The following is a 12,620-nucleotide window of genomic DNA, read 5'->3' as shown; positions in this document are numbered from 1 at the left end:
AATTTAATGATAAATGAAATCATACTGAATAGTAAAATTCGGCGAAATTCCTGAGGGAAAACTACATGGTGATTTTAGCCTCAAAGTCATGCCGAAACAAGTAATCGGCATGACTTTAGTAATATATTTTGCTTATTTAAAACCCGGCCTGTATACCAATATTAATTACCCGCTGGTTAATATAAGCATCGCCTGCTGTATTGGTAGCCACCTCCGGATCCTGTTGGTACTTTTTAAAGTTTGTCCAGGTAAACAGGTTGTAGGCGCTCATGTAAATACGGGCGTTGTTAATTTTAAAAGGCAATAGTTTGGTTGGCAGCTGGTACCCTATATCAACTGTTTTAAGGCGGATGTAATGCGCGTTGATCAGCCAGTAATCTGAAAAATAAGCCGTCGGGCTATTTACTGACGTAGGATTGGTGCTCAACCTCGGAAAATTGGCATTCGTTGTGTTTGTTGGTGTCCAGCGTTCCTCGTGAATGGGTTGAAACTGACTTTGGAAAGGTTCAATACCGGTACCCAATACCGCGAAGCTGTAATTAAATGAGCCTGCAAATAATGCGCTAACGCTAAACCCTTTATAAACAACCTGGAGTGATAAGCCAAGCGAAGTATTTGGCAGGTTGGGGTTACCGATATGTGTTTGATCGAACACGTTAATGATGCCATCGCCGGTAAGGTCCTGGTACTTCAAATCGCCGGGTTGCAGCGGTAAACCATTATCGGGTATTGCAATAGGATCGCCTGCGTTCGATCCGCCATGCGCGGCCTGGAATGCTTTAATATCAGCGATGTCTTTTACGCTATAATATCCAAGGGAGTGATAACCAAATTGCTGACCGATAGGCAAGCCTGTTCTGGCCAGGGTTTTATAAGCCGGCGCGGCCTCATCCATAAAGAGTATTTTATTTTTAGCATACGAAAATACAAAACCCACATTGTACTGTATTTTGCCTGCGTTGCTATGATAACTGATCTGTCCGTCGAAACCCTGGTTACGGGTTCTCCCGATGTTTACGGCAGGCAGGTCAACGCCGATAATCTGGGGCACACTGCCGGGAACAATCAGCTGATCATAACGGATATCATGAAAATAATCGATGGTGGCCGAAATCTTATCGTTAAATAAGTTGAGGTCCAAACCTACGTCCGTTTTTTTGGCACGTTCCCAAACTACGTTAGCGTTGCTTAGGGCATCTTCATATACACTGCCATAGCCTTGCGGCGTTTCGCCAAAATAATATCCGCCGCCTTGCTTATATACCTGGTTGTACACATAGCGATTACCCGGTGCGGCATCAGAACCTACCAGGCCGTAGCTGGCCCGCAATTTAAACAGGCTGAAAACCGGGAATTTGTCAGCAAAGAACTTCTCCTTTACCAGGTTATAACCAATACTTAAAGCCGGGAAATAACCAAAGCGGTGGTTAGCGGCAAACCTGTCGGTACCGTTGTAGGCGATGTTAAATTCCAGTAAATATTTCTGCTTATAATCATATCCAATTTTGCCGGATACTCCCTGGAATTTTTGCGGTACGGCCACTAATGAACCATCCAGGAAAGGTTGCGCGTTGTAAGTTTGTGATGTTTGGTTAAACAACAACAAGCCGGTTATATGGTGCGCGTTGCCAAACAAATGATCGTAATTGGCATATAGCTGCGCATCGTAATTATTGGAGTTGATATCAGTATTACCGGTTAATGCATAGGTTTGGTACACATAACTTGCTCCCGGCTTTAACGTATACTGGTTAGTTGTTGGGTCGAAATGATAAGATGGGAAACCGCCGCCATTAAATGTTTGCTTGGTAAACTGCTCAATGCTGGAATAGGCTACCCTGCCGGTTAAAGACAGGCCTTCGGTAAGCGCATCCAGCTTTTGAGTGGCGCCAAACAAAAAGTTAAAATCGGTACGGCGCGAATGCTGGTAACCACCTGTGGCCAGCCTGGCATTCAGCGTTGGTAAATGCTCGGGGTTAAAAGACGAGTAGGCATATGAGTACGAGCCGTTGGGATTTAAATATGGCGCGGTAAAAGGTGTTTCCTTGGTAAAGTTATATACCTCGCCTACAGCATTTTGGTTATATGGCTGGTTCAGGTCCGAGAAACGGGTGGTTACATCCAAACGCAGATCCAGTGTTTTATTAGCTTTCAGGTCAAGGTTGGAGCGAAAGTTGTAACGGTTAAAATAGTAATTGGTGTTTACCAAACTTTGCGGATCGGCAAAGTCACGAACAAGGCCGTTTTGTTTCAGGATACCACCTGAGATAAAATATTTAACCGCGTTACTTCCACCAGAAATATCCATATTGGTATTTAACTGGTAAGTATTTTTTTTGAATATCTTATTGTACCAATCCACGTTGGGATGTCCATAAGGATCGTCGCCATTTTTAAAATGATCCAGATCCTGCTGCGTAAAGCTTTGCGGGATACCGTCATTAGACTGCGCCTCGTTGATCAATACCGCCGAGTTATAAGAATCAAGGAAAGTTGGCGTTTTGGTGGGAGCCTGTACACCTGTTTCCATCCTTAAGTTAACCTTTGGCGCACCGCTTTTACCCCTGCGGGTGGTTACAACTAATACACCGTTGGCACCTTTAATACCGTAAATGGCTGTGGTTGACGCATCCTTCAATATCGAAATACTTTCAATTTCGTTTACGTTGATCTGTTGCAACTGATCATAGCTATACTGTATGTCGTCAACAATTATTAACGGTTGGTTACCAGCCGGATTTAATGAACTAACACCACGGATATAAAAATCTGATGCATCCTTACCCGGCTGGCCTGATGCCTGCTGCGAGAAAAAGCCCGGTAATTTACCGGTTAATGCATTTTGCACGTTAGCTGTTGGAACGGTGCGAATATCAGCCGCCGATATAGAACTTACAGCACCGGTGTTGGTAGGCCGTGAGCGTTTCCCGTATCCAACTACAGCTACTTCATCCAGGCCATTGCTGTTGGTTTGCAGAATAACATCGGCCGTGCTGCCATTTTTAAAGGCATACTCCTGTGGCACGTAGCCTATAAATTTAATGATGATAGCGTTAGATTGACCTTTTAGTGTGAGGCTGAATTTACCGTTGGCCGTGGTAATTGTACCATTTGATGGTAATCCTTTTTCAACCACGGATGCACCGGGCAAAACACCGGAAACATCGCGCACGGTCCCGGTTACGGTTTTATTTTGCGCAAATGCAACCACCGGAAGCATGAGTACTATTATTTGAAAGAAAAGTATGAATTTTCTCATAACTGCTTAATTGATTTGGTTAAATTAATTGAAGGACTACCATCCGGGATTTTGTTTCATATTCGGGTTCTTTAACACTTCATCGTATGGGATGGGATACAGGTACATTTGCGGCGCGGTAAACTTATTGGCCTGAGCAGTGACGATATTATAAGTCAAACTCGACCCAATTTTATTGATCGACATACCTTTAAGCGGTTCGTTCATTAGGATGCCTGCTGTTTTCCACCTGCGCAGATCCCAGTAACGGCTTTCTTCAAAAGCAAATTCCAGCCTGCGTTCGTTATGGATAGCATCGCGCATTTCGTCCTTGCTCATGCCGGCTTTTAACCCATACAGGCCATTTCCCCCGCCAGTTAAGCCCGCGCGCTTGCGAATCCTGATCATTGCGTCGTAAACATCGCCGGTTGCACCGTTAACTTCATTCTCAGCCTCGGCATAGCCCAATATCACATCGGCATAGCGGATGATCAACCAATCGGCATTATGGCTCTGGAAGCTATTGGTATTCTCCTCGTTGCCCATAAACTTGCGCATGTAGTAGCCAGTTTTGGTTTGCTGCAGGCTGGTGTTTGGTTTACTTTGGCCACCTTCATAAAGCTGCAGATCGCTGTTAAGCCAGCGTGCACCGTTATAAAACACGGTATAGGTAAGGCGCGGGTCGCGGTTAACGTAAGGATTATTACTATCATAACCTGATGATGGATCGGTTATGGGCAAGCCGTTGTTCATAGGGTAAGCATCAACCAATTGCTGGCTGGGGCTGGTTTGACCTTTTGATGCTGCCCCGGGAAATCCTATAGGCGCATTAGTCGATTCGACAATATTATCAGACCCGGTTTGCCTGATCAGTATCATTTCAGCATTATTCTGTGTCAGAAAAATATCTTTATAATTAGTCAGCAACGCGTAACCGCCCAGGTTCATTACATCTTTTTCTGCCGCTGCAGCTGCTGCCCATCTTGCTGTACTGTTATCAGCATAGCCGGTTAGCGGGTTGGCCGCGTCAATATTGCCGCCATTAAACAGCGGACTGGCGGCATATAACAATGCCTTTGCCTTTAAGGCCAATGCAGCGCCTTTGGTTACCCGGTGCGCATCGGCATTGGGGTTATCAAATGGTGTAGTGAGTAACGTATCTTTAATGGCATCACACTCGCTTACTATGTATTTTATACAATCATCAAATGAGTTGCGCGGCAGGGCTACGTTATCGCTTATAGTAAATACTTTGTTGCCTAACAATGGCACACCACCGTAACGTTTCACCAGCTCAAAGTAAAACATGGCCCTTAAAAAACGGGCTTCGCTTTTCCATACGTACTTTTGCGAGTAGCCTTTGTATTTCGCCATTACCGGCACCAGATCAATGTTATTTACAAAAATGTTGGCCTTGCGGATACCTGTATAATAATATGCCCAAAGGTTCTCATCGGCTGGTATGGTATAGGAATTATAGGCTGCGGTGGATAGTATGGTAACCTGGTTTGTAGGACCCGAGGCCGACGACATGGCATCATCAGACGCAGCGTCAAGGTAATCGCCACCTACCCGGTTATGACCGCTTTTGAGTATGGGATAAATACCGTATAGAAATTCTTTAGCATTGGTACCTAAAGAATCCTTAGGATCAAACACATATTGAATACCCACCTTATCAACCGGAAATTGCTCATATTTTTTACAGCCCGATAGTATTACAAAAAGGGTAAGGACTGCTATGCTTATATTTTTAATTTTCTTCATGATCATGTTTTTAATGTTGGCCAAAAATTAAAGCTTGATGTTTATACCTGCATTAAACACCCGTTGAACAGGATATGCAAGACCATAAACCTCTGGATCAACTCCTTTGTAGCCGTAAAAAGTAAGCAGGTTTTCGCCATTGGCAAATACCCTGATACCCGACAGTCTGAGCTTGCGCGCCCACTCCAGCGGCAGGCTATAACCTACCTCGGCATTTTTTAGCCTCATATAATTAGCAGAGCGGATATATAGGGTTGATAGCAGACCATTATTGGCATTACCTACCGATGATAAGCGTGGCAGGGTAGCTACATCAGCAGTCTCGGGTGTCCATCTGCCTGTTAAAGCATCATAGCCCTGGCCCGAATAATTGTTACCAAACGGACCAACACCTGCAAAACCATTTATAAGGTTATTGTTATAAATGATCTGGTGATTGGCCACGCCCTGCATCAGCACACTCAGGCTAAACCCTTTATAGTTTACGCCAAATGATAAGCCGTAAAAAATCAACGCTTTGGTATTGGCTATAGGCGATTGATCAAACTGGTTAATAATATTGTCGCCGTTGAGGTCTTTGTATTTAACATCTCCTGCCTGTGGTGTGTAACCTACGGTTGTGGCGCCGGTAGCTGCATCCTGGGCATTTTTAAAAAAGCCTAAAGCTGTATAACCGAAGATTACATCGTTTGATAATCCCGTGCGCCTTAACCATGGGTAAGGTGTGGCTTCCTCATCGCTAAATACATTTTTGGATGTTTGGCGGGTAGCGTTGCCGCTGATAAAATAGTTTAAATTACCTACGTGATCCTGGTAGGTTAAGGCAAGTTCGGTGCCTTTATAAAGTTTTACACCAATGTTCTCCGCAGAGTAACCGGTACCCAGCAGCGCGATGCTGTTGCCCCTAATCTGCAGCAGATCATAATACCTGTCGTGAAAATAGTCGGCGGTAATTTTAAAGTGATCTTTAAACAACGAGATATCGGTACCTATATCCAGCTTTTTTGCGTTTTCCCAGCGGATGTAGGGATTAGCCAGTGTATTTTCGTTATAGCTTTGGATCACGCTGCGGCTGGTACCCAATGTATACGGGTAGCCGTTTGATGCGCTGTAGGTTTGCAAAAAATTGTAGTAACCAAAATTATCCACATTGGCATTACCGGTTTTACCGTAGGTGGCGCGCCATTTCCATGAGCTTATCCAGCTTACGTTGTCTTTAATAAAACGCTCCTGCCCCATTTGCCAGCCTAAACCAACCGCGTAAAATAAACCATACTGGTTACCCGGCGGATACCTGTTATAACCGCTGCTGTTTACCGATGCTTCAAAAAGGTACTTGCTATCATAGTTGTAGCCAAACTTAACCGCACGGTTGGTAGTAACACCCGATAGATCGTAGTTTAACACTGCCGACCGGGTATCATACAATAACATGCCGCTTACATTGCTTTTACCAAACTGCCTGTCATAATCTAAGGCGGCCTGTGCAAAGGAGTAGCGGGCGCTTGATACCGTGGCAAATCCATTTGATTGCGCTATTGGATTACCCACTGCCGAGTAACTGCTATCCCTGTTAAAAATGTAAGCGTTGTTTTGCAGCCCCCTGTTTACCAAACCCTGCGATTCAAAAGCAAGGTTGCCTTTTAGTTTTACCGATAGGCCTTGAGTAATACCGCTCAAATCGTAGTTGAGATCAAGGTTGGCCATTACATCATTGCTGTTGGTCCGCTGGTAGCCCGAATATTGTAACTGCGATAGCAGGTTATTGGTAAATAAAGTTGTACCCCCGAATGATCCGTTGGGGTTATAAACCGGGTAAGCGTTATTTGGTGTATTATAAAGCGTATTGAGGATACCACTGTAACCGGTTCCTGGCTGTGTGGCCTGTTGAATGCGACCAAACAACTGCAGATCAACTGTAAACTTCTTAGTTACATTTACACTCAGGTCAGAATTGATGATGTAGCGGTTTAAATCATTATTGGTATTGTATGTAGTATTAGGCGCTGTTTTAAACATCCCCTGCTGATCCAGATAACTTAAGGACACGCTGTATTGCGCCACACCAGTACCACCGTTTACATTTAATTTGTAGCTCTTTAATGGTGAATGGTCGCGCAGTAAGGTGTTAAACCAGTTCACATCAGGATGACGCGCCGGGTCGGTATGATTGCGATAGGCATTGAAATCGTTGGCGGTATAAACAGTTGGTTTGCCATCGTTTTGCAGTGCTTCGTTATACAAATAAGCGTACTGATAAGCTGGCAAAGGTGTGGGCAATGACAAGGGATGCTGAGATCCTGATTCGGCGGTGAACGAGATGCGGGGCGCACCTGCCTGGCCACGTTTGGTGGTTATTAATAATACACCACGTGAGCTGTTAATACCCAGCAAAATGTTTGATAAGGCATCTTTCAATACCGATACCGATTCGATGCTTTCAGGATCAATAGATGAAATTTCGCGTTGTACACCATCAATGATCGTAATGGGCGTTTGTCCGCGCAATGATAAACCGATCTCGGTATTATCATTTGCCGAATAGTTGTTGTGCTGTACCACGTTGCCAACAAAATCGGCCACGGTTTGCGTACTTGTTTGCGGACTTGAAAAACCACTGTACTGCTGCGTGTACAAGCCAGGCAGCTGGCCCGGCAAAGCGTAGGTATACAACGATGCAGGTGTAGAGGCAAGCTGATTGGTATAAATAGAAGATATAGCCCCCAAATTAGCCGACGCTTTTTTGGTTCCATACAGCACGTTTATCTTTTCGGGCGTTTTTATATAGGCATCAAGCAGCCGTACGGTTATACTAATTTTATCGTGTACGGTAACCTGGCGCGTATAATAGCCGGCAACAGCAAGCACCAGTTTATCGCTGATAGCCGCGTTGATCTCAAACTTTCCGTCGGCGCCGGTAACTACGGCATCGGTTTTCCCTTTTATGGTTACCTTAACCCCTTTTAATGGGTTGGCATATTCGTCAAGCACGATGCCGCTTACCCAGTCAGGATGGGTACTACCCCTGCCTGTGGTGTCCTGCATAGCTGCGTACCCGGTTTTTACCAGCATAAGCATCAATATGACGAAACCTGTAAAGCATTTCTTTAAGTAGCAATAAGCCATAGTATAAGATTTAAATTGTTGGCAATAATTGAAATATCGTTTTAGCAGATACCTGTTATTCCATTTGCAGGACAAGTAAGTATCATATTGTATTATAATTGGTTACGAACACTTAAAGGTGTACACAAAAGGCGCCAGCGTATTACCGTAGCCCACCTTGGTGGTTCCAGCTTTGTTGGTTATGAAATACTCCATTTTGGTTATGGTTTGTGTGCCGCTAACATTAAAAAAGCTTTTAGGCCATATCGTTATCTGGTATTTTTTGCTATTTGGGCCGGTTTGCCCCATTTTGGTTTTATCGGTTTGCTCGCACACGCTAACGGTTTTGCCATCGCTGGTATAGGCGGTAGCGCATAGATAAGTTTCGGTAGCATTGCCAAGCGGGGTATCAACTACGGTACCGTCAAACATTAGGGTAACAATGTCATTATCTAATGATTTTGGCGGATTAATGGTGGTTAACTGCGGGTTACAAAAATCCACCAGGTCGCCGGTGCCGCCGGTAACTTCAAAACAAGGCGTAATCATCGAACTGTAATAAGTACCATTACCATCACTGGTAAAGCCGTTACCACTATCGGTAATTACGTATCCCAACTTTACCAGGGTGTTGTTTCCATCAGCACCCACTTTTATTTTAATATGCAGATCGCCGCTAATGGTATTTCCTCCGCCGTGTTTAAAACCTTTATCTGACTGATAAGCTACCCATTCCATATCATCAATAAGGTTCCCCCCTATCTGGAATGTTTTTTTCATATAGGCAGGCCAGGTTAATCCGCCGCCATTTTTAGCTACCGTTCCATCCGGTATCAGGGTCATGTTGCCGTCGCCCAGGGTTGGGCTGGTATAAGTTATTAATGTGTTTTGAGCCGCTTTCCAGCCTTTAGGCACCAAAAAGCCAAATATCAGGTTATCCGGCCCGCCATCACCTACGGTAGGGATGCTGATGTGAACGGTGATAGGCACTACAGCACCTACCGTGGCTGTAGCAGGCTGATCTACACCTGTGATGATCTCGCCGCAGCAGGCTAATATGATGGCCAGGGTTATAAAAGCGCAAAACTTCCACAAACCTTTACCTTTTATATGTAAATATGATCTCATAAAATCTCTCTGTTTATTTTTTGTGGTTGGTGGTTAGTTAACTTTTTGAAGCACGTATACGTAGCTGTTATTGGGACAGCCCGGACTAAACGTAATGCTTAGCTGCCGTTTGCCATTTACCACCGGGTAGTTGAACGGGGTAGATACCGGTGCCGCTGCTCCTGTAGCCGTAAACGTTATTTTAAAGGGATATTCAGGATCATCCAATGCAAATTTGCCATCGGCATTTACCAGGAATGGCAATGGGTTTTCAATGGTGTAAGCGCCCTCCTTAAAGTTTACCCTGAATTTGGAAAAATCGATGATGCCGGTAAGATCCGTACCGTTGCGGGTAGCCCGGATAACCTGCCAGCTGCCGGTTATATCTTTAACTGATTCCTTAACAGGAAATGATTTTTCGGCTTTGCATGATGTCATCAGGATAGCTGCTATGGCTATCAGCAAAAAGCCGCATTGTTGAAATATGTTATTCTTTTTCATTTGCTTTTATCTTATGATGATCAATAACCTGGGTTTTGTAACATCTCCGGCGATTTAGCCACCTCGGTTTGCGGGAACGGCCACAGATACATTGCTGTACGGAAGTTGCGCTTGCGCACCGGGAAGGTTTTATAAGTTACTGAAGTATTATTGCGGTCAACCTCCATACCGTAGGTTTGAACATTCTCGGTCTGCTCGGCAATTTTCCAGCGGCGTACATCCCAAAAACGGTGCTCTTCAAAAGCAAGCTCAATACGGCGTTCGTTTTGGATAACTTTACGCATATCTGCCTGGCCTAAACCGGTTGGCAACTGGTACGGTGTTAAACCAGCCCTTTGGCGAATGGCCTCAACAGCCTGGTAAACCTGCGTGGTAGGGCCTTCATATTCATTGGCGGCTTCGGCGTAGTTAAGCAGGATTTCGGCATAGCGCATCAGCGGCCAGCATCTTTTGGTATTGTGCGTAAAATCCTGAGATACGGCATTCGGGTCGAGCATTTTGTTGGTGTAGTAACCTGTACGTGTGCCTACGTTTACCGCATCCGGGCCGGTTGACCTGCCCTGGTAGGTGCCGATAAAAATATCTATCGGCGATTTACCCGATGACAGCCGGTTTTGAATAGGTGTTTGATCACGGATCACCGTATAATCCAAACGGGGATCACGGTTGGCGTAGGGATTTTGCGGGTCATACCCAGATGTTGGATCGGTGATTGCCTTGCCGGTAATCATCGGGAAGGCATCAACAAGCCCCTGTAAAGGTAAGGCACCATTTTTACCGGTTCGGCTTGGTGGTTGCCACAACTCTTCAAAATCACGATTATCAGGCCTCATACGTTGAAATATGTATTCGCCATTTACAGGCCGCGTAAAAAGTGTTTGAAAACCTAAACCGGGGCTTGAATTATCTAGATAGAGCTTATAAGCACCAGTTCCGATAACTGCCACAGCGGCTTCTTCGGCCAATCGCCAGCGTTCTTTGTCATAGGATGGGTAGCCTACCAAATCTTTGGTGCCGCCATTTCCTATGGACTGCCCGTTGAACAACGGACTTGCCGCATATAACAACACCCGTGATTTTAAAGCAAGGCAAGCTCCCTTTGATGCACGACCATAATTTAAGCCGCTTTGTACCAGGGGCAAATCAAGCGCTGCAGTATCGCAATCGGCCAGGATATAATTTACAGTCTCGGCATACGTATTGCGTTTAGCAGGAATTGCATCTGTATAATTGTAAATACTGTCTTTTACAATGTGCACACCACCATAATGCTTTAACAAAATGGCATAATACCAGGCCCTTAAAAAATGGGCTTCGGCACGCATCTGGGTTTTAGTAAAAGCATTTATGGGGGCTTTTGGCAGGTTGGCCATCAATTGGTTAATAGCCCTGATGTTTACATAGCTTTTTTTATAAGCGTCATCAGTAATTACGGCTGGGTTAACAGTACCCGATTCAAAAGCCAGCGCGGTTGACCCTGCCGATGTGTAAACCTCGGCTTCGTCTGATGCAGCGTCAATACCACCATTTGTAGTAAACCCTCCATATAAAAAGCGGCCCGGGTCGGCACTAAAGCCTACGTTGCTGTAAATATTGGATAGGAAAGCCACCGTATTGGCGCTATCGGCAAAAACCGTAGGCTTGGTTAAATTTGATGTAGTAGTTTGCCCCAGGAAGCCATCCTTTTTACAGGATGCCATACCAAAAAGTGCAAGTCCGAACATCGAATAAGAAAGAACCTTAAAGTAAATTTTTTTCATATTATAGGGTTTATTTACAATAGCATATTTTAACACTACAACTTCAATTCAATAAATTGAAAATCGATTTAGCAACAATTGGCAGTCTTACGCAGATCGCCCTAAAAAAAGTATGTTTGTATTAAATTGGTTTATAACAGATATTTAATCTGAGTGCTAATTTAAATTATAAAAACGATTTAGCAAACTTTTTCACTACTTTTTTTCAATTATTTTCTTCGCACTAAAAAGCAATAAAAGTTAAAAAAATATTTAAAAACCGGGCTTAATATTACAAGCCCGGTAAAGAACGCTTCACAACACTATCCCCTATTTTATCTTGTTAAAGTAGCGGCTAAAAAACAAGGCCTGGTAAACGATGGAATTGCCCCAATATTCCCAGGTATGTGCACCCGGCCTCACCGTAAAATCATGCGGAATTTTACGCATTAAAAGTTCCTGATGAAAAGCAAGGTTCACCTGGTACAAAAAATCATCATAGCCACAATCAAAAGTAATAGCCAGCGAATTTGGCTTTAACAGGTATATCATGTTAATTACGCTGTTCTTTTCCCATCTTTCGGGATATTGACTGTATTTTCCTAATACCTGCTCAATACCAAAAGCATCCGAAAACGGCCTGATATCCAATGCGCCGCTCATACTGCCTGCCGCGCCAAAGGTGTCCTGGTGCTTAAAGGCAATGTACATGGCCCCATGCCCGCCCATACTTAAACCGGTGATGGCACGGCCACTCCTATTGGCAATAGTAGCGTAATGTTTGTCAACCCAGTTCACCAGTTCTGTTCCTACATAAGTTTCATATTGCCAGTCTTTGCTCATCGGGCTATCATAATACCAGCCGGCAAAATTGCCATCGGGACAAACAATAACCATTTGGTACTCATCGGCCAGCTTAGTAATGGCGGGTACTTTCAAAATCCAATCGCTGTAGTTACCGCTAAAACCATGCAGCAGGTATAATACCGGAAATTTCTTTGATACGGAATAATCGGCGGGTTTTACAACCACCGCTTTAATATCGCGCCCCATTGCGGCGCTGTGGGTAAGAACGGTATCTACCGTAGCCGCACAAACCTTAAAAAAGGTTAAAAAACTGATGATGAGTATTAAAATTGTTTTTTTATAGGTATCCATATTGG

At 44.3% G+C, this 12,620-nt stretch carries 7 protein-coding genes; all 7 read right to left on the bottom strand.

Annotated elements, in window-relative coordinates; all coding sequences use genetic code 11:
* Window positions 1–136: 136 nt before the first annotated feature.
* The 7 genes from AC1DYB_RS00370 to AC1DYB_RS00340 all read right to left on the bottom strand — a co-directional run bounded on the left by AC1DYB_RS00370 (window position 137) and on the right by AC1DYB_RS00340 (window position 12,615).
* Window positions 137–3,259, bottom strand: a complete 3,123-nt coding sequence (locus AC1DYB_RS00370) for a SusC/RagA family TonB-linked outer membrane protein (protein WP_477431444.1) — start codon at window positions 3,257–3,259, stop codon at window positions 137–139.
* A 36-nt stretch (window positions 3,260–3,295) separates the two neighbouring features.
* Complete coding sequence (locus AC1DYB_RS00365; protein WP_477431442.1) at window positions 3,296–5,005, bottom strand: RagB/SusD family nutrient uptake outer membrane protein; 1,710 nt, start codon at window positions 5,003–5,005, stop codon at window positions 3,296–3,298.
* Between the two features lie 27 nt (window positions 5,006–5,032).
* The gene (locus AC1DYB_RS00360; RefSeq protein WP_477431440.1) at window positions 5,033–8,131 is read right to left on the bottom strand and encodes a SusC/RagA family TonB-linked outer membrane protein; all 3,099 of its coding nucleotides are present in this window, start codon (window positions 8,129–8,131) and stop codon (window positions 5,033–5,035) included.
* A 102-nt stretch (window positions 8,132–8,233) separates the two neighbouring features.
* Window positions 8,234–9,238, bottom strand: a complete 1,005-nt coding sequence (locus AC1DYB_RS00355) for a DUF4961 domain-containing protein (RefSeq protein WP_477431438.1) — start codon at window positions 9,236–9,238, stop codon at window positions 8,234–8,236.
* A gap of 33 nt (window positions 9,239–9,271) precedes the next feature.
* Window positions 9,272–9,718: a DUF5004 domain-containing protein gene (locus AC1DYB_RS00350; protein ID WP_477431436.1), complete on the bottom strand. Its 447-nt coding sequence runs from the start codon at window positions 9,716–9,718 to the stop codon at window positions 9,272–9,274.
* A gap of 20 nt (window positions 9,719–9,738) precedes the next feature.
* Window positions 9,739–11,478, bottom strand: coding sequence for a RagB/SusD family nutrient uptake outer membrane protein (locus AC1DYB_RS00345; RefSeq protein WP_477431434.1), 1,740 nt, complete (start codon window positions 11,476–11,478; stop codon window positions 9,739–9,741).
* A 309-nt stretch (window positions 11,479–11,787) separates the two neighbouring features.
* Window positions 11,788–12,615 carry an alpha/beta hydrolase gene (locus tag AC1DYB_RS00340; RefSeq protein WP_477431432.1) on the bottom strand — a complete coding sequence of 276 codons (828 nt, stop codon included), beginning with the start codon at window positions 12,613–12,615 and terminating at the stop codon, window positions 11,788–11,790.
* Window positions 12,616–12,620: the final 5 nt, after the last annotated feature.

It is taken from the genome of Mucilaginibacter sp. P2_A4 (assembly GCF_056405015.1).
Note: the sequence above shows the minus strand (reverse complement) of the source record. Positions and strands in the feature narration are given on the sequence as shown.

Excerpts from the sequence above, each read along its gene's own strand:
- AC1DYB_RS00355 (WP_477431438.1), bottom strand. The coding sequence starts at position 9,238 with ATGAGATCATATTTACATATAAAAGGTAAAGGTTTGTGGAAGTTTTGC.
- AC1DYB_RS00365 (WP_477431442.1), bottom strand. The coding sequence starts at position 5,005 with ATGAAGAAAATTAAAAATATAAGCATAGCAGTCCTTACCCTTTTTGTA.
- AC1DYB_RS00340 (WP_477431432.1), bottom strand. The coding sequence starts at position 12,615 with ATGGATACCTATAAAAAAACAATTTTAATACTCATCATCAGTTTTTTA.
- AC1DYB_RS00360 (WP_477431440.1), bottom strand. The coding sequence starts at position 8,131 with ATGGCTTATTGCTACTTAAAGAAATGCTTTACAGGTTTCGTCATATTG.
- AC1DYB_RS00345 (WP_477431434.1), bottom strand. The coding sequence starts at position 11,478 with ATGAAAAAAATTTACTTTAAGGTTCTTTCTTATTCGATGTTCGGACTT.
- AC1DYB_RS00350 (WP_477431436.1), bottom strand. The coding sequence starts at position 9,718 with ATGAAAAAGAATAACATATTTCAACAATGCGGCTTTTTGCTGATAGCC.
- AC1DYB_RS00370 (WP_477431444.1), bottom strand. The coding sequence starts at position 3,259 with ATGAGAAAATTCATACTTTTCTTTCAAATAATAGTACTCATGCTTCCG.